This is a genomic window from Rhodococcus sp. IEGM 1372, assembly GCF_030056835.1.
Taxonomy (GTDB): domain Bacteria; phylum Actinomycetota; class Actinomycetes; order Mycobacteriales; family Mycobacteriaceae; genus Rhodococcoides.
The window spans coordinates 141,174-165,411 of sequence record NZ_JASHKS010000004.1 but is presented as its reverse complement, the minus strand read 5'-3'; the positions used below and the strand labels follow the sequence as shown (position 1 = coordinate 165,411).

The following is a 24,238-nucleotide window of genomic DNA, read 5'->3' as shown; positions in this document are numbered from 1 at the left end:
CCCGACACACTCCGACTCGATTCGGCACCCGGTCAATCTACAGTGCCGACCGGGCGAAGACCGTCGCTCGTCATGCCGTCATGTCGAAAGCGGCGATCACCTTGTTCGGTGTCACTCGAACGATCAGTTCGCCCGGAACACCGTTGCGTGCGCCGAACTCCTCGGCGCGATCGCGGCCCATGTACCGAGCCCCCAGCTCGGTGGCGGTGCGGATCAACTCGGCGGGATCCTCGTCGACCGACGCGATGCCCTGCACCTGGACGAATCCGTACGGCGGCTCTTCGAGATCGACGGTCAGCACCACGCGGGGATCACGGCGAATCGACTTACCCTTTGCGGTGTCGGCCCCCGTGTTGAACACGATCTCGTCGCCCTCGACGATGAACCAGACGGGGGCCACCAGGGGCCTGCCGTCGGAGGCCAGGTACCCGAGCTTGCCGGTGCGGGTACCCGTGGACAGAAACTCGCGTACGCGCGGATCGGTGATCGACGTCATCGCAGACACGCTACGCGGGTGGTCCGACAGAATCGGCGATCGCGGACACTTCGGCAGGTCCACGAGATCCATTCACGCTGCTCCGGCCTCACCGGCCGAGAGTCGCTCCGACCAGAAGCAATCTCATCGCTCGCTCCGTGGCGTCGGTCAGGAACTCGGCACCCCGTTCGAGTGCCTCGACCAACTCGACCGGTGAGGGCAGGATGCCGGCGAAGGCGTCGATACCCGAGTCGTAGTTGGCGCGGGCGTCGAGACCGATGGTTCCCGCGAGCGCCACCACAGGTTTGCCGTGAAGCTTGGCTCGGCGGGCGACCTCCGTCGGGATCTTCCCCTTCGGCGTCTGCTTGTCGATGGACCCCTCGGCGGTCAACACCAGGTCTGCTGTCGCGATGAGGCTGTCGAGGTCGACATGATCGAGCATCACCTCGAAGCGCGGTAGCAGCTCGGCCCGCAGGACCGCTGCCACGCCTGCCCCCATCCCGCCGGATGCGCCGGTACCGGGCCCGGTGCGGAGGTTCAGACCGGCCGGCCGCGTCGACACGTCACGCTCCAACACCTCGGCCCAGCGGTCCATCGCAGCCGACAGGATCTCCACTTGCGTCGCGGTGGCCCCCTTCTGCGGTGCGAAGATTCGGGCGACTCCGCCGGGCCCACAGAGAATGTTGTGTGGGTTGCATGCGACCCTGATCTCCACACCGCTTCCCGGACCGAGCCGTGAATCGAGGCCGGATACATCGACGTGGTCGAGCCGAGTCAACTCGCCTCCGCCGTCGCCCAATTCGAGGCCTTCGGCATCGAGGAGTCGCACTCCGAGCGCCTGTAGGAGCCCCGCACCGCCGTCCGAGGTGCCGGAGTCGCCGCAGCCCAACAGGATTCGTTCGGCACCGTAGTCGAGAGCGGTGCGGATGAGCTCACCGACTCCGTGGCTCGTGGTCAAGGTCGGGTCGCGCATGTCTCGCGGTACCAGTGACAGACCGGCGGCTGCTGCCATCTCCACGACCGCGGTGACCGGCCCGTCCGTTCCCAGCAGAGCGAAATGGGAATCGACCGGCTTGCCCACCGGCCCGGTCACGACGGTGTCGATCACCTTGCCCAAGGTGGCACCGGCAAGGGCGCGGGCGGACCCCTCACCCCCGTCGACGAGGGGGACCGAGTTGACGATGGCCCCGGGCACCACCCGGCGAATACCAGCGGCAATGGCCGACGCGACCTCGTCGGCACCGAGAGATTCCTTGAACCCGGACGGGGCGACGACGAACCGGAGTGGGGTGGAAGACGGCATGGTGATCGATTCCTTTTCGAGGGTGGGAGATCAGGAGATGGGGGTGCCGAGCAGCGGCCACACGAACACGGCGAAGAACAGCACGGTCCCTGCGGTCAGCGGCGCGAGAAAGGCGGACAGGCGTAGCAGGTCCTTCGGTGAATACGTCTCCGCACCTTCGGCTTTGGCGAAGATTGCCACCGGCTTCGCCGAGGACGGCATGGTGTGACAGAAGCCTGCTGCAGCCGTCGACGCGAAGGCCGCAGCCATGGGGTCGACTCCGAGCGCCGAAGCCGTGGTGACGACGAGCGGAACGAGGACGGACGAACGTGCCGAGCGAGATTGGATGAGAAGGTGCGAGGCCACGGACAGCACGATCACCACCGCGATGAACACCCAGGGCGGTGCCGAGCCGATCGGAACCAACGTGAACAGCCCGTCCGAGAGCCACCCTGCCGCACCGGACGTCGTCAACGCGGTCCCGAGGGCAAGCGTTGCCGCCATGAACAACAGCAGCGACCACGGCACGGTAGCGAGCGCCTTTCCGAAGTCGGTGGTACCCACACGCGGTGAGGTGGAGATCAAGGCACCCAGCAGGGCGATGATGGCGGGGTGCACGCCGTGCAACGGTTCGGAGCACCACAGCACGATGACGACGGCCAGCAGCGTCGCGGCCCGGTTCTCCGCGATGGTCAGCGGTCCCGTCACCGGTGTCGGGAGTCGCGATGCCATATCGGATACGTTCACCGCCAACGGTATTCGGCGATCCTCCCGATCGGTGAACAGCACCAGTACGAGTTCGGCGGCGCAGTGGCTGCTGACCACGGCCAGCGGCACACCGAGCAACAGCCACGCGGTGAAGCTGATCCCGGTACCCGTCGCACTCTCGAGCACCTGGCTGGTGATCAGATGCGCCCCCGCCCCGATGAGCGTCGCCACCGCGGACAGCAGGATGACGGTAGGAAACAGAATTGCCAAAGCCCGCACCACCCGCTTGCGCTCGGCGAGCGCCTGCGCCAACGCCAAGAACACCGGCAGCGCAAGGGCCGCGCGACCCGAGGTGGCGGGGATCGCGAAAGCGGTCACGATCAACGCGGCCGTCACCAGATGGGCGAGCTGGCGTACGCTACGCGCGCCACTGACGATGAATACTGCTGCGCGCGTTGCCAAACCGGACTCGCGGACTCCGGCGGCGATGATGAATGCCGCGATGAGAAGCCAGATGGTCTCCTCGCCGAGAGTGTCGAACAGTGCGTCGGTGCTCACCACACCGGTCAGTACCAGAGCAAGTGCGGCACCGAGAGCTACGTAGGTGTCGTCGATCTTCGTGAACACCCAGAGCGCGACAGCTGCGGTGAAGACCACGAGCGTGGTCCGCCCGGCGCTGGGCAGCCCTTGCGCCGCGCCGGCGAGTACGGCCAGGAGTACCAGCAGCGCAACCGAACTTGTGACACCCTGGACCAGTCGGCGGGTCAACAGATCGCGAAAGCGCCACGAGCGCATCGGTTCCGGGACAGGAGGTGGCTGCGTTCTGTAGCTGACCGTGTTCATGGTGACCAGTCTCGGTCCGTCCGATGAAACGCCGATGAACGTTCCATGAGCGTTCTTTCATGTGCCGTTCCACTGCCGTGGGTGACGTGGAAACATTTCTGGCAGAACGAAATCGTCGGTCGCTCACCGTGCCGGTAGATCGAGCCCGAATGTCGCACCGGCACCGGGCCGACTGTCGAGTGTCGCGGCACCGTGATGCCCGTCGGCGATCGCTCGCACGATACTCAGGCCCAGACCCGCTCCGCCGTTGCCCGAGCGAGGCGAAGTACTGGTGCCGCGCGCGAATCGTTCGAAGATGGTCGGCGCGTCCTCGCTGGACACACCGGGACCGGTGTCGCTCACCCACAACAGAACTCGGTCCTCGACGAGCTCGGAGCCCACGACGATTCGGTCACCGGGGCCGGTGTGCGACACCGCATTCTGCGCCAGCTGAAGCACTGCCTGCGTGACTCGTTGTGGATCGACCCGCACCGAGCCCGTGCCGACGTGCCCCAGTATCCAGTCGCGGTCGGCGAGCGCGCGTACCTTCGCGTCGATGTCGCGCGTGAGGGTCTCGAGATCCACCGGTTGCTTGTGCACGAAATCCGGCCGCTCGGCTTTGGCGAGGAGCAACAGGTCTTCCACGATCCGGTTCATTCGGTCCAACTCGTCGGTGACGAGCCGGACCGTCTCTTCGCGCTCGCGTGGGTCATCACCCATCAGTTCGAGATGCCCCAGCACGATCGTGATCGGCGTACGAAGCTCATGGCTCGCGTCGTCGACGAACTGTCGCTGCGCGGCGAACGCGGACTCCAATCGATCGAGCATGTCGTTGAAGGTGTCGGCGAGTTCGGCGACGTCGTCTCGGCCGTCCACTTCGATCCGCCTGGACAGGTCGTCGGTGGTGATCTGGGCTGCGGTCCGCCGAACCAGACGCACGGGCGCAAGGATCTGCCCGGCCACGACCCAGGCGATGCCGCCGGTGAACAGCAGTGCCATCAGTGACACTCCGATCACCACACGAACGGTGTCGGATACGTCCGCGCGTTCGCGGTCGACGAGGATCCCGATCGCGAAAGTTCCGGCCTGGCCTCCGCCGGAAGGTTCGGCGACCTGTTTCGCCCAGGAGACTTCGCCTTCCGAAGTCTGCGTCGATCCCACACTGTCGGGTGAGTCCACGATCGCCGATACGACGGCCGCGTCGGCGACCAGATCTCCCGGGCCGCTGCGCTCCTGACGCAGCAGTCGGTCGGTGTAGCCGAACAGGATCTCGTCGTCGTCCGGGTATTGGCGCTGTAGGTGCAACTGGAGCAGATCGGCGACATTGCCGAACGGCAACCCGTCGTCCGGATCCCGGCCGGTCGCGGCGAACTCGCTGAACTCGCCGATCTCTTGCTCGAGCGCCACCGCAGTGTCTCTCTCGACATCGGCGAGGAGGATCGTTCGCACGGCAACCCCTACGGCCAGCATGGCCAGTGCCATGACGAACAACAGCCAGCCGAGGATGCGCACCCGCGCCGGAACACGGGTTCCCACCCGGGGACGACGAGTCGCAGGCTCGGGCGCAGGGCCCTTCCGCGCGAGCACCTCGGTGCGGGCATCACTGCCGTCGATCAGTTTCTCGGTGGAGTTCACCCGTCGTCGTCTTCCACATCGTCGTCGCCATCCACATCGTCCTGGCCACCGACGTCGTCGTCATCATCGTCATCACCGTCCGGAATGACTTCGACGGGCGGAGGGGCAGGGACGACGATGGACTGCGGTGCTGCCGGCGGCTCCGCTGCAGCAGGAGCCGTACCGCCCACCGGGCCCGTGGCCGCGGGAGGAATTTCAGCCACCGAGGGGTCCGCGGTCGAGGGTGCAGCGGTCGGGGGTGCCACGGTCGAGGAGGCCGGTGTGTCCGATGGGGGCGGTGCCTCGCCGGAGGTCTGGGATGCGCTCGGTGCCGCGACTCCGACGGTGACTCGCGGCTCGAAGCTCGGTGGCTGCGGGGGGTCGGCGAGTACGGTGCTCGCCAGTGCCACGCCCACCGGAACGATCACCACGGCCGCCAGGGCGGCGATCTTGGGTGCGAACTTCACATCACCACACTGTCTCGAACGAGTGAGACGCCGATGAGGGCAACATGAGTGAGTTCTCATGTCCGGGTAGAGACCGAAGCGTCGTAGGCGAACCCGGTACCTATCCGGCGGACGCGTGGGTCAGCGCGCCGGCGCAGATCGTCGCTCGGATCTCGGTGTCGGCCAGATCGTGTGCCGATCGGTGCACGGGATGCTCGACGAGAACGACGATGTCCGCCGTATCCCCCACGCGGAGTATCCCGCGGCCACCGCACGCCGCCCGCAGTGCCACCTCGAGAGGTACGGCTTCCTCGGGGTGCCACGGGGGTCGGTCGTCGTCGGTACGGAACACCGCTGCGGCGACTCCGGCCAACGGCTCGGGCGGACTGACCGGGGCGTCGGAACCGAACAGCAGCGTCGCCCCGCTGCGGTGCAAGGTTCCGTATCCGTACGCCACCGAGCGCCGTCCGGCCCACAGATCCTCGGCGATCTCGCGATCGGCCATCGCGTGCTGCGGCTGCACCGATGCCGCGACGCCGAGCGCTGCGAAACGCGTGATGTCCTCCGGCAGGATCTGTTGCGCATGTTCGATTCGACCACCGCAACCGGCACGCTCGAACGCATCGAGAGCAATCCCGTTCGCGCGGTCACCGATCGCGTGGATCGCCGGAACGATGCCGCCGCGCGAGGCCCGCGACACGAGCTCGAACAGACCTTCCTGGGTCTCGAGCAGCAGACCGTACGCGTCGTCACCCTCGATCCCCGGGTATCGGTCGTGGCAGCACGCGGTCCGGGTGTTGAGCGAGCCGTCGAGCATCACCTTGAGTGGTCCCCGCCGGATCAGTTCCGACAGAGCCGAGACGTCTCCGGTCCGCTCGCCGCGCTCGAGTGCTTCGTCGAGCCATTGCGGCCACACGGTCGTGTCGACGCGTACCGCGGGAGAGCCGGCCGTCAGGCGTCGATCCCAGACCGTCTTGTTGTCGGCGAACTCGAAATCCACGACGCCGGTGACTCCGCGGACCGCCAGTGCCGCGGTGGCGTCGAGCACGGCCCGATCGAGTTCGGCCGGGTCCTCCTGCTCTTCGAGAGCCATGACCGCTTCGAGGCCGTCGACGTCGCGCAACACACCGGTGGGGTGGTCGATACCCAGGTCGTCGAGCAACGCCGGGCTCAGCCACAGCGTGTGCAGGTCCATGCTCGTCATCGCCACGCGGGCACCGGGCAGCGCATTCTCGAGCAGGTCCTTGTGTGGCTCCTCCGGCCACTGTGCGTCACGGAAACCGTTGGCGCGCACCACGGATTCACCTGCCGTACGCGCGTAGGGGTACACCAGCGCGACGGCGTCGGCCGCCGACATCGCCGGCCCGACGTCGATTCGCCTACGGGCTGCCGCCCACTGCGTCAGATGCACGTGAGAGTCCACGAACCCGGGTAGCGCCACCCCGCCCCCACCGTCGAGCACCTCGTCACCCACTGCGCGTCGAGTACCTGCGGGGGTGATCGCCGCGATGACCGACCCTGCCAGTTCGATGTCGAAGAGCACGCCGGAACCATCCAGTGCGACATTGGCGATAATCACTCCTGGGACTCTAGAGCGTCGACTTCACGGGCGCGCATGCCATCCTCTAGCAATGAAGACAGAGCCTGTTGCGATGCAGACGAAGCAGACCGGTCCCGTCGGATATCACGCGAGCGTGACGGTGCGCTGGTCCGACATGGACGCCTTTGCGCACATCAATCATGCACGGATGGTCACCCTGCTCGAAGAAGCGCGAATCGAATGGCTGCTCAGCGAGGGCGAGGCCAACGAGTCGCTGATCAAGAGTGCGTTGATCGCCAACGTGACCATTGCGTACAAGAAGCCGCTCCGTCATTCGGACGGTCCACTCGACGTCACCCTGTGGTTCGAGAAGGTGCGCGCTGTCGACTTCACCATCGGGTACGAGGTGCGCGCCGCGGGCGCGGCACCGGATTCGCCGCCCGCGGTCGTGGCGACCACCCGGATGGCGATGGTCGACGTCGGTGCCGAGACTCTGCGCCGCATCGCGCCGGAGGAGAAGGCTTACCTCGCGCGCTGGACTCGCTGAAACTCGGCCGCCCGGTCGACGAACCACGCCAACGCCGCCGGGTCGTCGACGGCACTCGCATCGACGGTGCCTGCCGCAGCGGCACCTTGGAAAAGTCGTTTGAGCGGTACCTCGAGTTTCTTCCCGGTCCGAGTGTGGGGCACCGCGGGCGTGGCGATGACGTCGTCGGGAACGTGTCGCGGCGACACCTGGGTTCCGATGACGGATCGGATGCGTTCACCCAACTCGTCGGTCGCGCCGCCCGGGACCACCACGAACAGCGGCATCCAGTATCCGCCGTCGGGTAGTTCGATGCCCAGAACGAGCGCCTCGGTGACCTCGTCCAGCGATTCGACGGCCTGATAGATGTCAGCGCTCCCCATACGAATTCCGTTGCGGTTGAGCGTGGAATCCGACCGGCCGTGGACGAGCACACTGCCGCGATCGGTCCTGGTGATCCAGTCGCCGTGCCGCCAGATTCCCGGATAGGTCTCGAAGTACGCCTCTCGGTAACGAGATCCGTCCGCGTCGTTCCAGAAGTACAGCGGCATCGACGGCATCGGCTCGCTGACCACCAGTTCACCGACGGTGCCGCGGACGGGCTCGCCGTCCTCGTCGTAGGCGTCGAGCGCGACGCCGAGGAACGGCACCGACAGCTCTCCCGCCCGGACCGGCGCAGTCCGCACTCCCCCGGCGAATGCCGACACCACGTCGGTGCCGCCGGAGATGGAGAAGACCGGTACGTGGGCTCCGATGTTCTCCGACAACCAGATCGACGACGTCGCAGGCATCGCGGATCCGGTGATGCCGATGGCCCGCAGTGCCGAGAGATCGTGATCGGAGCCCGGATGTGCGTCGGCCTTGATACATGCGAGTACGTACCCGGGGCTGGTGCCGAGATAGGTCACACCCAGCCGAGCGGCGATGTCCCACAGTGCATCAGGCGTCGGAAATGCGGGATTGCCGTCGGCGCACACGATCGTGGACCCGGCCAGCAGACCGGCGACCTGAAAGTTCCACATCATCCAGCTGGGGCTGGTGTACCAGAAGAACACGTACTCCGGCCCCAGGTCGGAGTGCAGGGCAACGGATTTGAGATGTTCGAGCACCACGCCGCCGTGGCCGTGCACGATGCCCTTGGGCAGACCGGTGGTACCGGAGGAGAACACGACCCACAGTGGATGATCGAACGGCACTGCGACCGGTTCCAATTCACGGCTCTGCGCTGTTGCGGCAGACCAGCTCACTGCACTTCCCGACGCCTCGCCGACCGTCACCACCAACCGCAGCGTCGGCAGCCCGGTCGTGAGCGCGTCGACATCGGCGGCCTTGTCTCGGAACTTCCCTCCGTAGACGTACCCGTCGGCCGTGATCAGTGCCGTGGGTTCGAGCTGCCCCAGACGATCGAGCGCTGCCGAGGCCGAGTAGTCCTGCCCGCACGCGGACCACACCGCACCCAGACTCGCGGTCGCCAGGAACGCGATCACCGCCTCGGGAACGTTGGGCAAATACCCGACGACGCGGTCGCCGCGTCGAACTCCCGCACCGGCCAACGTCCCCGCCAGCGCTCCGGCCTGATCGATCATCTCCTCCCACATCACGGTCCGCGTCGAACCGTCTTCGCGGGCGTGCACGATCGCGACGCGATCGGGTCGAGCGTGCCGAGTCACGTGGTCCACGTAGTTCAGTTCCGTACCCGGAAACCACTGCGCGCCAGGCATCGTGCGCTCCGCGAGCACCGTTGTCGGCACGCTGGAGGAGCGAACCTCGAAGAAGTCCCACACCGCTCGCCAGAACAGCTCCAGCTCGGTGGTCGACCATCGCCACAGAGCGAAGTAGTCCGGGAGAAGCACATCGTGACGTTGCTCGACGAAGCGCGCGAACTCGGTCACCCGAGCCTCGGCGAGATCGGAATCCGTCGGCGTCCACAGCGCACTGGTCATGGAAGCGAGTATGTCAGCCGAAGGGCAGCTGTTCGATCAGGCCGAGCGATCGCTCGCGCATCTCCACCTTGCGCACCTTGCCGGTGACCGTCATCGGGAACTCGTCGACCACGTGCACGTACCGCGGGATCTTGTAGTGCGCCAACCGCCCGTCGCAGAACTCACGCACCGCTGCCGAATCGAGCGGCGCAGCATCGTCTTTCATCCTGATCCACACCATCAGCTCTTCACCGTACTTCGGGTCGGGCACACCGATCACCTGCGCGTCGAGGACGTCGGGATGTGTGTACAGGAACTCCTCCACTTCGCGGGGATAGATGTTCTCGCCGCCGCGAATCACCATGTCCTTGATCCGCCCGGTGATCGCCACATAGCCATCGTCGTCCATCACCCCGATGTCGCCGGTGTGCATCCACCCCTCGTCGTCGATGGCCTCGGCGGTCTTCTCCGGCTGCTCCCAGTAGCCCAACATCACCGAATACCCGCGCGTGCACAGCTCGCCCGCCTCCCCACGCGGCAGTGTGCTGCCCTCGATCGGATCGACGATCTTCACTTCGAGGTGCGGACCGACGCGTCCGACGGTCGACACCCGTTGCTCGATGGAGTCCTCGCTCCGAGTCTGCAGCGACACCGGCGAAGTCTCGGTCATGCCGTAACAGATCGACACCTCGGCCATCCCCATCCGCTCGATCACCTGCTTCATCACCTCGGTGGGGCACGGCGATCCGGCCATGATGCCGGTACGCAGACTGCCGAGGTCGAAGTCCTCGAAGTTTTCCAGTGCCAGTTCGGCGATGAACATCGTCGGGACTCCGTAGAGCGAGGTGCACTTCTCCGTGGCGACGGCCGTCAACGTCGCGACCGGATCGAACGAGGGCCCGGGAATCACCATCGCAGCGCCGTGCGACGTGCACGCGAGATTGCCCATCACCATGCCGAAGCAGTGGTAGAACGGCACCGGAATGCACACTCGGTCCTCGGCGGTGTAATGGCAGAGCTCGCCGACGAAGAATCCGTTGTTGAGGATGTTTCGATGACTGAGCGTCGCACCCTTGGGGAAACCCGTTGTCCCCGAGGTGTACTGGATGTTGATGGCGTCGTCGCAGCGGAGCCGCTCGGACACATCGGTGATCATGCGCGGAGTCTTCGCCAGCGCTCGATGCCCGCGATCGGTCATCGCTTCCCACTGGATGCTCCCGATGAACAGCACCTCACGCAGGGACGGCACCTCGGGGCGGGCGTCGTCGATCATCGCCGCGTAGTTCGATCCCTTGAACTCTCTGGCCGACAACAACACCGACACCCCGGCCTGCTTCAGCACGAACTGCAACTCGTGCGAACGGTACGCGGGGTTGATGTTGACCAACACGGCACCGACCTTGGCCGTCGCATACTGCGCCAGAACCCATTCCGGGCAGTTCGGTGCCCACATTCCGACTCGGTCCCCCACCTCGACTCCGGCCACGAGCAACCCGGCCGCCAACAGATCGACGTCGGCGACGAACTCCGAGTAGGTCCACCGTCGCCCGGACGCAACATCTATCAGCGCATCGCGATCCGAGTACCGCGCCGCAGTTCGATCCAGATTCGCACCGATCGTGTCGTCCAGCACCGCTGTGCCCGACTCACCGGAAGAGTAACTGTCCATACGGCCACGGTAGTGAGCCCGGTCACCCTCGGCCACCCCCGAATAGGGGGATGTCACTCGAGGGTGAGGGCCTCGGCTGCCTCGAGCACATCGGCTCGCGAGGTGTCCTTCAACGCCACACCCGACCGCCCGAGCTTCCTGGCACCGGCCAACAGGCCGGCCACGATTCGTGCCGACTGCGCATACCCCTGGCCTTCCGGCGGATGGATGTTGGATACGCAGTTGCGATCGGCGTCGGTGCACCCGGGCTTCGGCAGATGCGTCAGATAGATACCGAGACTGTCGGCGACCGACAACCCCGGGCGCTCCCCGATCAGCACCAACACCGTCCGCACACCCATCGCAGCCGCGATGTGGTCACCGAGCGCCACCCGCGCCTCAGTTGCAATCACCGGAGCCGCGATCGAATAACGATCGGAGAGCTCTGCTTTCAGCGCCTCCAGCATCGGCACGCCGTGATCGGCGAGCGCACGTGGGGACAACCCGTCGCCCAGCACGATGCCGATCTCGCTCTCGGAATTCACCACCTCCGACAGATCCTTCGGTTGCCGACCGAGATCGGGCCGTCGCAGATACTCCGCGCGACTCGTCGCCAACGACGTCACCACCGACGGCGCACCGAGACCGACCTGCTCCACCCGGCCCACGAGCTCCTCGACCTCGAGCGGCATGTGCACAGCGTCGCGCGCCGCAGCATGCGCCGAGCGAAACTCGAGCACCCGCGTGGTCGGCAACGAATCACCGATGCGGCCCAACCCGATTCGAGCCTGCGTCATCGCGCGCAACTCGCCCCAGAACTCTGTTTCCGGTCGTTCCGCTGGCGTGCTCATCGCGCACCCATCAAAGCGCGCAGCGGCGATCCCGCGGCATCGACGTCGAGGACTCTGCCGTCGGCGTCCACCATGCCCAGTCGGGAGAGCCACGACTCGAATTCCGGTGCGGGCCGCAGACCGAGAACCTGCCGAACGTAGAGCACGTCGTGAAAGCTCAACGACTGGTAGCCGAGCATGACGTCGTCGGCACCCGGCACCGCGATGACGAACGCGACCCCGGCGGTGCCGAGGAGCGTCAGCAGGGTGTCCATGTCGTCCTGGTCGGCCTCGGCATGGTTGGTGTAGCAGACGTCCACTCCCATCGGCAGTCCCAGCAGCTTGCCGCAGAAGTGATCTTCGAGGCCCGCCCTGATGATCTGTTTGCCGTCGTAGAGGTACTCGGGCCCGATGAATCCGACGACGGTGTTGATCAGCAGCGGCTCGAGATCGCGGGCCACCGCATACGCACGCGTTTCGAGGGTCTGCTGATCGACGGGGCGGTCGCCGGTACCGATGTGCGCGCCCGCCGACAACGCCGAACCCTGGCCTGTTTCGAGATACATGACGTTGTTCCCGACGGTTCCGCGGTGCAGCGATCGGCCGGCCTCGTTGGCTTGCCGAAGCAGCGGGATGTTCACTCCGAAGCTCGAATTGGCTCCTTCGGTGCCCGCGATGGATTGAAACACCAGATCGACCGGAACGCCCTTGTCGATCAGTTCCATCGTCGTCGTCACGTGCGAGAGCACGCACGATTGCGTGGGAATATCGAAGCGTTGCCGGATCTCGTCGAGCAGGTGCAGCAGTTCGGCTGTCGCCTGAGGCGAGTCGGTCGCCGGGTTGATCCCGATGACCGCATCACCCGATCCGAGCAGCAACCCGTCGAGCGTGGCCGCGGCGATTCCGCGGGGGTCGTCCGTCGGGTGATTGGGTTGGAGCCGGGTGGTGAGTGTTCCGGGCAGTCCCACCGTCGTACGAAACGCCGACGTCACCTGCACGGCTCGAGACACCGCGATTAGATCCTGGTTTCGCATGATCTTGCTGACCGCTGCCACCATCTCCGGAGTCAGTCCGGCGGCCACCGACCGCAACGTCGCGGCCGCATCCGGCCTCGCGGTGACCTGGAGCAGCCAGTCCCGCAACCCGCCGACGGTCAGGTGCGAGACGGCACCGAAGGCGATGCGGTCGTGTGAATCGATGATGAGGCGGGTGACCTCGTCGCTCTCGTACGGCACGAGCAGATCGTGCAGGAAGACATCGAGCGAGACCTCCGACAATGCCCACTGGGCTGCGGCGCGCTCGGCATCCGATTCGGCTGCGCAGCCTGCCAATTCGTCGCCCGATCGAAGCGGTGTCGCCTTGGCCATCAAGTCCACCAACCCGTCGAAGGTGTAGGTGGTGCCCGAGACCTGCTGGGTGTAGATCGTCATTCCAGCTCGGCCTCGGCCTTGGCCAGCGCAGCGAACTCCTCGTCCGGCGAGTTCGCGACCAGATGATGCCGGCTGTAGATGCCGAAGTAGGCCATGAACGCGACGAACACGCCGAGGCACCACAGTGCCGCGGTGGAATCGACGACGAACGTGGCGACAACGGCGAGCGCTGCGACGATCAACGCGAATCCCGTTGTCACGACGCCGCCGGGGGTTCGGTACGGGCGTTCCATGTTCGGCTCCTTGCGACGGAGCACGATGTGACTGACCATCATCAGTACGTAGCTCAGCGCCGCGCCGAACACGGCCATGTTCAGCAACATTGCGCCCTGACCGGTCAGTGAGAGCAGGAAGCCGATGACGCCGGGGACGATCAAGGCGAGTGTCGGGGCCTTGCGAGAGTTGGTGATGGACAGTGTCTTCGGCAGGTATCCGGCACGCGAGAGCGCGAAGAGCTGGCGCGAGTACGCGTACATGATCGAGAAGAAGGACGCAACCAGTCCGGCGAGGCCGATGTAGTTGACGATCTTGCTCGCAGTTCCGTCACCGAGGGCTTCCACCAATGGATTTCCCGATTCCTTGACGGCGTCGGCACCGCCTGCGCCGGTCACCAGGAGCAGCACGACAGCACCGGTGACGAGCAGCACGCCCATGGCGGCGATGATGCCGCGTGGGACGTTCTTGGTCGGATCCTTGGCCTCTTCTGCGGCCAGCGGAACGCCTTCGATCGCGAGGAAGAACCAGATGGCGAACGGGACGGCAGCCCAGATGCCCAGGTAGCCGAACGGCAGGAATCCCGAGGCTCCGGCTGCGTCGGTGGGCGCGATGTCGGTCAGGTTGCTCGCGTCGAATTGTCCGATGGCGGCGACGGCGAACACGATGAGTCCGACCAAGGCGATCGCGGTGATGACGAACATGATCTTGAGGGCTTCGCCTGCGCCGGAGAGATGGATTCCGATGAACACCGCATAGACCACCAGGTAGACCCACCACCCGTCGGTGATGCCGAACAGCCCGAGGGATTCGACGTAGGCACCGATGAACGTCGCGATGGCAGCGGGAGCGATGGCGTACTCGATGAGAATCGCTGTACCGGTGGCGAATCCGCCCCACGGGCCGAGAGCGCGGCGGGCGAAGGTGTAGCCACCGCCTGCCGCGGGCAGCGCCGAGGACATCTCGGCCATGCCGAGGACCATGGCCAGGTACATGCCCGCGATGATGATCGCCGCGATGAGCAGACCACCGAAGCCACCCTCGGCGAGACCGAAATTCCATCCGGAGTAGTCGCCGGAGATGACGTAGCTGACTCCGAGGCCCGCCAGCAGGACCCAGCCTGCCGTCCCCTTCTTCAGGGTTCGCTTGGCCAGGTAGTCACCGCCCTCGACGTGTGACTGAGTGCTCTCGTGGGAGCCCGATTTCGGAGGAGACGACTGGGGGTCTACTACGGACATGACAAGCCTCTCGTAGCCATAACGCTCGGGACGACGGTCACGCCCGAGGGGACGATTCACAACAGGTGTGGCGCGCGAATCGGTTCACGATAGGCGCGTGATGTAAGCGGCGCGTCATCGATGAATGACGGGCGAATTACGGCTGGTACCCGACGGCGTTGACGTCGCCGAGGTCTCCCTCGTCCGGTTCGGCGACTGTCAGTACTGCGTCCACCACAGCTCTGTTGGCTTCCAACTCACGCTCCAGCCGCCGGAGCGTGTGCGCGATGCGTGATTCTGCGAAATCACCGACGAGATCGACACTCGCCACCACGTAGAGCTGTTTGGGACCGACGAACTCGATGCGAACGAACCGGACCGACGCCACGTCGGGAAGTTCCTCGATCCGCTGCACCACCGCGTTCCATAATGCTCTCGATCCCGGTTCGCCGGTGAGGAATCGGCGGTTTCGATCGATCAGTACGAACGCGACGATTCCGAGCAGCACACCCACCAGAATCGAGCCGATGGCGTCGAAGGCAGCGTTACCGGTGAGCTGATGCAATCCGATTCCGGCACCGGCGATGACGATGCCGATCAGTGCGGCACTGTCCTCGGCGAACACCGCGCGCAGTGTCGGATCCGACGTCTCGAGTGCGTAATCGAGAAAGTCTCTGTGGTACTCGGCTGCCTCGCCGCGAATCTGTCGAACCGATTGCAGAAACGACACGCCCTCGAGCAAAAATGCGATGCCGAGCACCACGTATGCGACGAGGTAGTTCTCGCTGCTCGATTCGCCGGCGAACAGCGAGGTGATGCCGTGCCACACCGACACCGCCGCACCGGCGACGAAGAGTCCGACCGCCGCGAGAGTCGACCAGAAGTAGGTCTCCCGCCCGTACCCGAGTGGCCGTCGATCGTCCGGTCCGCGCGATCCCCGGCGATTGGCGACGAGCAGAAAGATCTCGTTCCCGGCATCGGCCCACGAGTGCGCGGCTTCGGCAACCATCGACGCAGATCCGGTGAACACCGCTGCAAAGGTCTTCGCGATCGCGACGCCGAGGTTGGCGACGAAAGCGATGACCACGGTCCGCAGGCTCTCGTCACCCTCGACGTGGTCGGACTTCGGTGCGCTCTTCATCGTTCGCACTGTATGCGCTCCGCGCAGTGGTGCGGCTGAGTGCCGCCTGGGGCTCTCAGCCGCACCACTGCCGCAGGCATTCAGCCCTGGAGCATCCCCGGAACGGGACATGCGTCGACGGCCTCGGCGACCACCAGCGGATCGTCGGGGATCTCCGGCCGTCGGCCTTCTTCCCAGTCGACGCCAGCAAGCGGTGGGTGCTCGGCGAGAATGTCGTTCTCCTCGGCGGTGTACGCACGTCCGCGGCTGAGGAAGCGCACTCCCTCGGGCGATTCGAGCGAGAACCCACCGCCGCGGCCGGGAACCACGTCGAGCACGAGTTGCGTGTGCTTCCACGCCTGGAACTGAGACCCCGAAATCCACACCGGGACACCGTCGCTCCCGCTCGGGAGGTCCTGTGGGACCTCGCCGACCCCGAGCCTGAGGTCGATGTACCCCAGGAGAACGTCCCGGTCGCCGACGATGAATTCGCCTGCGGGATAACACATCGGCGACGACCCGTCACAGCATCCCCCGGACTGATGCATCATCAGTTCGCCGTGGATACCGCCGAGGCGACGGAGCAGGTCCATCGCCTCGACGGTGGTCTTCAGCCGCGCAGGCGGCCGAGGGGCATTCATCAGAAGAAGCCCTGTGCCTTCTGGGCGTAGCTGACCAACAGGTTCTTGGTCTGCTGGTAGTGATCGAGCATCATCTTGTGGTTCTCACGGCCGATACCCGACTGCTTGTAGCCACCGAACGCCGCGTGCGCGGGGTACTGGTGATACGTGTTGGTCCAGACGCGACCGGCCTGGATATCGCGGCCGGCACGGTAGGCGATGCCGCCGTCCCGCGACCAGACGCCTGCGCCGAGCCCGTACAGGGTGTCGTTGGCGATCTCGATGGCGTTGTCGTAGTCGGTGAACGACGTGACCGAGACGACCGGCCCGAAGATCTCTTCCTGGAAGATGCGCATGTTGTTCTTGCCGGTGAAGATCGTGGGCTGCATGTAGTAGCCGCCGTTGAGGTCGCCGCCCAGCTGTGCGCGCTCGCCGCCGGTGACGACCTGTGCGCCCTCGCCCTTGCCGATCTCGATGTACGACAGGATCTTCTGGAGCTGATCGTTCGAGGCCTGTGCGCCGATCATGGTCTCGGTGTCGAGCGGATCTCCCTGTCGCACAGCCTTGGTACGGATGGCTGCGAGGGCGAGGAACTCGTCGAAGATGTCGGCCTGGATCAACGAGCGCGACGGGCAGGTGCACACTTCACCCTGGTTGAGGGCGAACATCGTGAAGCCCTCCAGCGCCTTGTCCTGGTAGTCGTCGTTGGCCTGCAGCACGTCGGAGAAGAAGACGTTGGGGCTCTTGCCACCGAGCTCGAGTGTCACCGGGATCAAGTTCTGCGACGCGTACTGCATGATCAGGCGGCCGGTGGTGGTCTCGCCGGTGAACGCGATCTTGGAGATACGCGGGCTCGATGCCAGCGGCTTGCCTGCCTCGACGCCGAAGCCGTTGACGATGTTGAGCACGCCCGCGGGCAGCAGGTCGCCGATGATCGAGATCAGGTGCAGGATCGACGCGGGCGTCTGCTCGGCGGGCTTGAGCACCACTGCGTTACCGGCGGCGAGGGCGGGGGCGAGCTTCCACACGGCCATGAGGATCGGGAAGTTCCACGGGATGATCTGCCCGACGACGCCGAGCGGCTCGTGGAAGTGGTAAGCGACTGTGTCGCTGTCGATTTCGGACAGCGATCCCTCCTGCGCGCGGATGCAGCCGGCGAAGTATCGGAAGTGATCGATGGCCAGCGGGATGTCGGCGTTCAGTGTTTCGCGGATCGGCTTGCCGTTGTCCCAGGACTCCGCCAGCGCGATGGACTCGAGGTTGTCGGCGATGCGGTCGGCGATCTTGTTCAGGATCGCGGCACGCTCGGCCGCGGAGGTCTTGCCCCATGCGGGGGCTGCGGCATGTGCGGCGTCGAGCGCGAGCTCGATGTCCTCGGACGTGGAACGGGCGACCTCGCAGAAGTTCTCACCGGTGACGGGAGTCGGGTTCTCGAAGTACTGGCCCTTGACCGGCGGTACCCACTCGCCGCCGATCCAGTTGTCGTAGCGCGACTGGAACGACATGACGGAATCGGCGGTACCTGGACGGGCGTAGACGGACATTGAAAATCCTCCTGATCGACACGTGCTTCACAGTTGATGCGGTGTGTGATTCAGGACACTAGGGCTTGCAACGTTGCAACTACGTTGCCGATTCCGAGGACGGCCTGGAGCGACCGGTTCCTCAGATGCCGAGATCGCGGTCGAGAAGGTCGATACGCGCACTGACCTGCCCGTAGAGCGCGGAGTCGCGGCTGAGCGTGGCCCGGTACGCCTCCCATGCGATGACGTCCGTGCGCCCGTGGATGGACGAGGTCCACTGCGCCAGCAGCACCGGATCTCCGAGTCGGAGCAATGCGGCCTGCATCCGAGACCGCAGTTCCTCGCGGATCTCCTCGATTCCCGGCGCGGACGACCCGGGAAGCACCGGGCCCGAGTAGATGCGCAGAGCAGCGTCGACGTCGCCTCGATCCAGGGCTCGTCGGATATCGCCGACGTCGGAGGACAATTCGCCGACCAGCCGGTAGGGCCGCGATGCCAGGCCTGCAGTACCGAAGGCCTTGCGCAGCCTCGACATCTCGGCGCGAATGGTGACCGAGTCGAGTTCCTGCTCGTCGAGCAGCACTGCGAGGTGGTCGGAGCTCAGGCCTTCGGGATGCTCACCGAGCAGAAGCAGAATTTCGGCGTGCCGCTGCGAGAGCGGTATCCGGCCGGATCCGCGCACCACTCCCGGCCGTCCCGATCCCAGCACCTCGAGCCGGGGAGCTGTGTCGCCCAATGATTTCGGCGAGTTCATCAGATGCAGGCGCAGCTCGGATTCAGCAGCGGCGACCGTTGCGCGCACCAACGAGAGCACCTCGGGCACCGCTACCCGCGGGCCACCGGTGATATCGATGGCTCCCAGGATGTGACCGCTGGTGGGGTGGTGCACCGGTGCCGCCGAGCAGCTCCACTCGTGCACCGACCGCGAGAAGTGCTCGGATGCGAAGATCTGCACGCTGTGATCGACCGCGAGCGCAGTGCCGGGGGCGTTGGTACCTTTGCTCTCCTCGCTCCAATCGACCCCCTCGGCGAAGTCCATGGCGAGTGCTCGGTCCTTGGCCGCAGAATCACCCTCGACCCACAGCAGGCGCCCCTCGGCATCGGAAATCGCGACGAGCAAACCGGTGTCGGACGCGTCCTCGACCAGAAGCTTTCGAATCACCGGACGGATGATGGCCATCGGGTGTCCGTTGCGGTAGCGCTCGAGGTCCGCACCGGTCAGCGCAGGAGTGTCGTTGCCACCGTCCGGGTCGACACCCTTGGTTCGGCTGCGCATCCACGAATCGAGAACGACCGACCGGACGGCCGACCCATGGGTACGAACATCGTCGACGAAAGATTGATGGGCACTGGACATCTGGCGCGCGAGCACAGCGACGTCCTCGCCGGGGCGCACTGCGACCCAGGGGTTGCCACCACTGTCCGATCGGCTTGCCATTCGACGCTTCCTCCGTGACCTGTCCACATCGTTGTAACCCAGCTCACACGCAAGGATACAGCCGTGGCCGACGCGCGCGGCCGTGGCCGGTTGCGCCGACCCCGAGTGCCTACTTCTTCTTGACGGCCGTGGTGATGATGTCGTTGCTGGTGTCACCACTCGATTTGGCCCGCTTGTCTGCGCGCTTGTCCTTGAGTGATTTGCCGGATTTCTTGGTCATCGTGTTGCGGGGCGATTTGTCCGACATGGCAGTAACCCATCTATCGGGGAACCTGAACGGTCCCCAGACCACGAACGGTACGCCTACACACCCTCACCGTGGTCTGCAACAACCACCTGTCAGTCCGCCTGCTCCTCTCCCATCAAGGCAGCGGCGCGTTCGGCGAACATGATCGCCGTCGCATGCGGGCCGCGGCTCGGCACCACCGGGAACGCCGAAGTATCGATCACGAAGACTCCATCCACTCCGCGCACGCGGCAGTGATCGTCGAGCACCGACCCCGGATCCGACTCGGGTCCCATCCTGGCGCTACCGGACAGGTGCAACGACGTGCCCAGTGCCGCGAGAGGGTCGTGGGTCGCAGGGACCTCGACGCACGCCATGGACGGCGATGCGATCAGATCTCGCGCCAGTGCGACGCCGCCTCGCATCGCCCGCCGATCACCCTCCGATGCGAGATAGCGGTACCGCACGTCCGGAGCCTCGAACGGATCCGTGCTGCGCAGCGCGACGCTCCCTCGTGCCGTCGAGCGCATGAGGCCGACGCCGAACACATGCGGACCTGTGGGGAGCCCGGAAATGAGTCGGTCGAATCTCCCGGTGTACGGCCTGATCTCCACGTCGCCCGCATGCAGCACCGCTTCCAGAGCACGAGATGCCGTCGGGAATTCGTTCGTCGTGACGACGGGAACGGCAACCTCGGGATGGTCACTGAAACCCTGGCCGACTCCCGGACTGTCGACAACGACCGAAATGCCCAGCGCAGCAGAGCTTTCCGACGGCCCTATGCCGGATCGAAGCAGCAGGGCAGGAGTATGCACCGCGCCGGCCGAGACGACAACGGTGTCGGACTCGACGACACTGCGTACACCGTCGGCGATGATCTCGACCCCGATCACTTTGCTTCCCTTGAACATCAACGATGCGACCGTCGTATTCCCCTGTACCCGTAGGTTCTTCCTTCCGACGACCGGCAACAGATATGCCAGAGCGGCACTTACGCGGACCCCTTCGCGGATGTTCGAGGGCACAACGCCCACTCCCCCCACGGCCGCGTCGGGAGCGTTCAGGTCCTCGTGGAACAGAAAGCCCGCGTTCGTACCGGCCTCCACGAAGGCCGCCGTCACGGGATGTCGGTCCTGCGCGGGAGTGCGCGAGACCGGCATCGGTCCGCGGGAACCGTGCCACCGACCGGTAGCCCCGACATCGAGATCGGTTTCGGAGCCGATGTAGAACGGCAACACCTGATCGAACGACCACACCGACTGCGGCCACGCGTCGAAGTCGCCCGGCGTGGCGCGGACGAAGTATCCGCCGTTCACCGCTCCGGAGCCCCCCAGCACCCGGCCTCGCGCGATCACCCGAGACACATCCGCCGCGAGTTCGGCCGTGTAGATTCCCACCCATTCGCTCCCCGGGCCGATGGGAAGCGTCGACGCGTCGAGCAAAGCCGCCGGAACATCGGCGACGCCGGAGAACGCAGGCCCGGTTTCGAGCAACAGCACCGACCGATCCGGATTCTCACTGAGCCTCGACGCAACGACGCAGCCACAGGAGCCGCCTCCCACGACGATGACGTCCGCGTGCTCGATTCCGATCACACCGTCTGCGGGGCGGGCCCGGCTCGCACCGCGTCAGCCGTCCAGGCGGGGCTTGAGCGCGTCGATGCTGCGCGCGGACAGTGCACCGCGCCACAGGCCTGCGCCGTACGCAACATCATCGGCACGTTTGTAGAACGCGTACCGAACCGGGTCGAGACCGCCGAGTTCCCGATGCTTGTACCAATCCGAAAACGCCTCTGCAACAGCCAATCCCAGCGCTATTCTACGAATACGACTCGACAGCAGCACGGCGAGCAGGGTGATCGGCCAATAGTGTCGACACAGGGCCGACGCCAACTGCCACAACCCCGCCACGAAACCCTCGGCAGCGAGAATGGCCGCGATTCGCGTGGGCTGATCCAGACCGACGAACATCCTGCGCAGGCGAACGATCGTGACACCGAGTGTGGCGGCGGCACCGACGAGTCCGATCCTCGTCAGACTCGCGGCGAGCAGACACGCGACCAACGTCCACGGCGACATCGCGATGGGCGGCACCATTCCCGGATGACGTGCCGACAACGGTGTGGCACCGGTCCCGTAGAACAGCTTGCGTGCGAACCACTCGACGAAGGTGACGCGATGCTCGTGCGCGACGTGAGCGACGGGTTCGTAGCGCAGTCGCCAACCCGCTTCCTGCAATCGCCAGCACAGGTCCACGTCCTCGGCCACGTGCATCGACTCGTCGAATCCCTCGCAGTCCATCGCCACCGACCGACGAATCAGCATTGCCGCACTGGGCACGTAGGAGACCGAGCTGCCTGCGCGTACCGCTGCTTCCCTGCGACCGAGGTCGAGGGACGAGCGCGCGTGTTCGTACCTGGCCAGGGCGCTGCCCTCGGGCTCCAGCGCGACGATTCGGGGTGCCACCAGCGCCACGGCCGGATCCGAGAAGTGCCCCAGCATCACCTCGAGCCATCCCTTGCGCGGAACCACGTCCGAGTCCAGGAAAGCAACAAAATCTGTTGTGGCACATCGCAATCCCGTGTTTCGCGCCGCAGCGGGTCCGCGCGAGTGCTCGTGTCGGAGCACCGTCACGCTGCCCACACTCCACGAGACCCGCGGCACTGCGACCGGAACGTCCGACCCGTCGTCGACGATGATGACGTGCAGACCGTGGAGTGCTGCGATCAAGCGCTCCAACCCGGCCTCGTTGTTCTTGAGCGGTACGACCACGGTGACGTCGCTCGGCGACGGAATCGACATCGGGCGCGGGTTCCCGACACCCGAGTCGAGCAGTTTGCGAGCGACGAGAGCGGACTGCGAGTCGGTCACTTCGATGAAACCGTCACCGATCATCGCCGCTGCCGTCGGTGCGAGCTTGAGCATGCGTGTCGGTGAACCACCGATCAGGACTCGTCCTTCGGAGAATGTGCGTACGCGTGGATCGACTCGCACCCCGAAGCCGTCAGGCAACCGACCTTCACCCATCAGGAGATCGTAAGCGGACGAGACGCCGAAGTGTCGGCCACCCGTGAAATCGGACGGAACATACCCATGCCCCGTTTTTCCGGAATCGTCGGACGGCCCCTCAGCAGGCATTCCATCGAGCTCGTTCATGTGATCACTCCGTGCTCGGAGGGACTCCATCTCTGCACAGCGTCGCCGGCGCGGGTGCAGAGCTGCTCGAACATCCGACGCCCCTCCTCCGGATCGGCCCCGGTGGGATCACCGAGCACCCCGTTCGCAGTGATCGGTGCCATGCCGTCGACGCGAAGCGCAGGCAACAGGTCGGCGATGTCGGCGACATTGCCCACCTCGGCCTTGCTCATGTTCACCACCTCGGGCGAAAGGTGCAGCAGCAACGACGTTTCGGTGCGCCCGGCGTGAGCATCTGCTCCCGGTATCGCGCACGGAAACCACACGACGTCGCGGCCCTCGTAGCGCAGCAGCAGTACGGCAGAGCGCACGGTGGGGCCGTTGCCTCCGTGTCCGTTGACGAACACCACTCGCTCGGCCCAGCGGCATGCAGAACGTCCGTACTCCACCAGAACCGATTCGAGCGCTACGGCCCCGATCGAGACGGTGCCAGGAAATCCCTCGTGCTCGCCACTGGCTCCGTACGCGATCGCGGGGGCCACGAGAGCATCCTCGATGGTGTGCGCCACGGCGGTTGCGATACGAGTGTCGGTATCGAGCGGGAGGTGCGGACCGTGCTGCTCGATCGAGCCGACCGGCACCACCAGGGTGCGAGACCCGTCCAGGTCCGGCCAGTACTGCGTACCGAGGGGGTCCGTGGCCATGAGTGCAGATGCTATCGGATGGAACGAGGACGTCACGCCGCCGAAACACTGCGACGATAATCTTCGATTCGTGCCACCCCGTCGCCGATCCGTATTGCTCTCGCAATTGTCGATATCGGCACCCGGCGGCCCGCAACCGACAATTCTGCAAGAGTTACGCCGAGTCATTCTGGCCGGCGATGCGCCGCCGAATACCCCGATTCCACTCAATGAAGTAGCGGAACTCTTCGGGGTGAGCAGAATTCCGGTGCGCGAATCCCTCAAGACACTCATCGGCGAGGGACTGGTCGATCATCGACCGAATCTGGGCTACACGGTTGCGCAGTTGACCGCAGCCGAACTTCGCGAAATGTACATTGTGCGAGAGGTATTGGAGACGGCTGCACTACCGTCCGCAGTCGGGCTCGCCACCGAGGCCGACCGGGCCCATATCGTCGAGATCAATCGTCAACTCGAGGCCTCGCTGGCCCAGGACGACTCGCGAGAATACCACCGCCTCTCGCGTGAGTTCCACCTGTCCCTGACCCGTCCGTCCCGCATGCATCGATTGCTGCACATGCTCGAATCCGCCTGGAACATCACCGAACCCGTGCAACCCATGGTGCATGTCGCCGGGTCGGACAGGGCGTCGCTGCACAGCGATCACGCCGAAATGCTCGCGGCATTTCTGGCCGGCGATTCCGCGGGCTTGCTGCGCGCCGCGCAGCATCACCACACGCGTCTCAATTCGGTCATTTCGACGCTGTCGAACGATCACGGATTGTTCGCCGATCCGTCGTCGGAATAGAGCCTCAGCAACA

The 24,238-nt window shown here is 65.5% G+C and carries 21 protein-coding genes; 2 read left to right on the top strand and 19 right to left on the bottom strand.

What is annotated here, in order from left to right:
• Positions 1–70: 70 nt before the first annotated feature.
• The 6 genes from QM590_RS07275 to QM590_RS07250 form a co-directional block, all read right to left on the bottom strand.
• Complete coding sequence (locus tag QM590_RS07275; RefSeq protein WP_269594370.1) at positions 71–496, bottom strand: PPOX class F420-dependent oxidoreductase; 426 nt, start codon at positions 494–496, stop codon at positions 71–73.
• Between the two features lie 88 nt (positions 497–584).
• Entirely contained in the window at positions 585–1,778 is a 1,194-nt protein-coding gene (locus QM590_RS07270) for a glycerate kinase family protein (RefSeq protein WP_269594369.1), read from the bottom strand.
• A gap of 30 nt (positions 1,779–1,808) precedes the next feature.
• Complete coding sequence (locus tag QM590_RS07265; RefSeq protein ID WP_269594368.1) at positions 1,809–3,308, bottom strand: SLC13 family permease; 1,500 nt, start codon at positions 3,306–3,308, stop codon at positions 1,809–1,811.
• A gap of 123 nt (positions 3,309–3,431) precedes the next feature.
• Positions 3,432–4,922, bottom strand: a complete 1,491-nt coding sequence (locus tag QM590_RS07260; RefSeq protein WP_269594367.1) for a sensor histidine kinase — start codon at positions 4,920–4,922, stop codon at positions 3,432–3,434.
• The gene (locus QM590_RS07255) at positions 4,919–5,368 is read right to left on the bottom strand and encodes a hypothetical protein (RefSeq protein WP_269594366.1); all 450 of its coding nucleotides are present in this window, start codon (positions 5,366–5,368) and stop codon (positions 4,919–4,921) included. Before QM590_RS07255 ends, QM590_RS07260 begins: the two co-directional genes overlap by 4 nt.
• A gap of 100 nt (positions 5,369–5,468) precedes the next feature.
• Positions 5,469–6,926 carry an amidohydrolase gene (locus QM590_RS07250; RefSeq protein WP_269594365.1) on the bottom strand — a complete coding sequence of 486 codons (1,458 nt, stop codon included), beginning with the start codon at positions 6,924–6,926 and terminating at the stop codon, positions 5,469–5,471.
• A gap of 52 nt (positions 6,927–6,978) precedes the next feature.
• Here QM590_RS07250 and QM590_RS07245 point away from each other — a divergent pair, with 52 nt between their 5' ends.
• Positions 6,979–7,434 (top strand): acyl-CoA thioesterase, encoded by a 456-nt coding sequence (locus tag QM590_RS07245; RefSeq protein ID WP_269594364.1) that lies wholly within the window; start codon positions 6,979–6,981, stop codon positions 7,432–7,434.
• Here QM590_RS07245 and QM590_RS07240 read toward each other — a convergent pair.
• From QM590_RS07240 to mftE, 13 genes are all read right to left on the bottom strand, one after another.
• Positions 7,410–9,356 carry an acetoacetate--CoA ligase gene (locus QM590_RS07240; protein WP_269594363.1) on the bottom strand — a complete coding sequence of 649 codons (1,947 nt, stop codon included), beginning with the start codon at positions 9,354–9,356 and terminating at the stop codon, positions 7,410–7,412. The genes QM590_RS07245 and QM590_RS07240 overlap by 25 nt on opposite strands.
• Positions 9,357–9,369: 13 nt before the next feature.
• On the bottom strand, positions 9,370–11,004 hold the full coding sequence (locus tag QM590_RS07235) for an AMP-binding protein (RefSeq protein ID WP_269594362.1): 1,635 nt from the start codon (positions 11,002–11,004) through the stop codon (positions 9,370–9,372).
• A 53-nt stretch (positions 11,005–11,057) separates the two neighbouring features.
• Positions 11,058–11,834 (bottom strand): ethanolamine ammonia-lyase subunit EutC, encoded by a 777-nt coding sequence (eutC, locus tag QM590_RS07230; RefSeq protein ID WP_269594361.1) that lies wholly within the window; start codon positions 11,832–11,834, stop codon positions 11,058–11,060.
• Positions 11,831–13,243, bottom strand: coding sequence for an ethanolamine ammonia-lyase subunit EutB (locus QM590_RS07225; protein WP_269594360.1), 1,413 nt, complete (start codon positions 13,241–13,243; stop codon positions 11,831–11,833). The genes eutC and QM590_RS07225 overlap by 4 nt, the downstream gene beginning before the upstream one ends.
• Positions 13,240–14,694: an ethanolamine permease gene (eat, locus tag QM590_RS07220; protein WP_269594359.1), complete on the bottom strand. Its 1,455-nt coding sequence runs from the start codon at positions 14,692–14,694 to the stop codon at positions 13,240–13,242. The genes QM590_RS07225 and eat overlap by 4 nt, the downstream gene beginning before the upstream one ends.
• A gap of 136 nt (positions 14,695–14,830) precedes the next feature.
• The gene (locus tag QM590_RS07215) at positions 14,831–15,814 is read right to left on the bottom strand and encodes a cation diffusion facilitator family transporter (protein WP_269594358.1); all 984 of its coding nucleotides are present in this window, start codon (positions 15,812–15,814) and stop codon (positions 14,831–14,833) included.
• Positions 15,815–15,894: 80 nt separating this feature from the next.
• A complete protein-coding gene (locus QM590_RS07210; protein WP_269594357.1) occupies positions 15,895–16,434 on the bottom strand; it encodes a DUF779 domain-containing protein in 540 nt (179 codons plus the stop codon).
• Complete coding sequence (exaC, locus tag QM590_RS07205; protein ID WP_269594356.1) at positions 16,434–17,957, bottom strand: acetaldehyde dehydrogenase ExaC; 1,524 nt, start codon at positions 17,955–17,957, stop codon at positions 16,434–16,436. Before exaC ends, QM590_RS07210 begins: the two co-directional genes overlap by 1 nt.
• A 121-nt stretch (positions 17,958–18,078) precedes the next feature.
• Positions 18,079–19,374 carry a sigma-54-dependent transcriptional regulator family protein gene (locus QM590_RS07200; protein WP_068051494.1) on the bottom strand — a complete coding sequence of 432 codons (1,296 nt, stop codon included), beginning with the start codon at positions 19,372–19,374 and terminating at the stop codon, positions 18,079–18,081.
• 109 nt (positions 19,375–19,483) lie between these two features.
• Positions 19,484–19,621: a hypothetical protein gene (locus tag QM590_RS07195; protein WP_176460347.1), complete on the bottom strand. Its 138-nt coding sequence runs from the start codon at positions 19,619–19,621 to the stop codon at positions 19,484–19,486.
• A gap of 92 nt (positions 19,622–19,713) precedes the next feature.
• Positions 19,714–21,195, bottom strand: a complete 1,482-nt coding sequence (gene mftG / locus QM590_RS07190; protein WP_411741302.1) for a mycofactocin dehydrogenase MftG — start codon at positions 21,193–21,195, stop codon at positions 19,714–19,716.
• 33 nt (positions 21,196–21,228) lie between these two features.
• The gene (gene mftF, locus QM590_RS07185) at positions 21,229–22,626 is read right to left on the bottom strand and encodes a mycofactocin biosynthesis glycosyltransferase MftF (RefSeq protein ID WP_269594456.1); all 1,398 of its coding nucleotides are present in this window, start codon (positions 22,624–22,626) and stop codon (positions 21,229–21,231) included.
• 125 nt (positions 22,627–22,751) lie between these two features.
• Entirely contained in the window at positions 22,752–23,438 is a 687-nt protein-coding gene (gene mftE / locus QM590_RS07180; RefSeq protein ID WP_068051498.1) for a mycofactocin biosynthesis peptidyl-dipeptidase MftE, read from the bottom strand.
• Between the two features lie 70 nt (positions 23,439–23,508).
• Between mftE and QM590_RS07175 the strand changes: the two genes are divergently transcribed.
• On the top strand, positions 23,509–24,225 hold the full coding sequence (locus QM590_RS07175) for a GntR family transcriptional regulator (protein WP_269594455.1): 717 nt from the start codon (positions 23,509–23,511) through the stop codon (positions 24,223–24,225).
• Positions 24,226–24,238 lie beyond the last annotated feature (13 nt).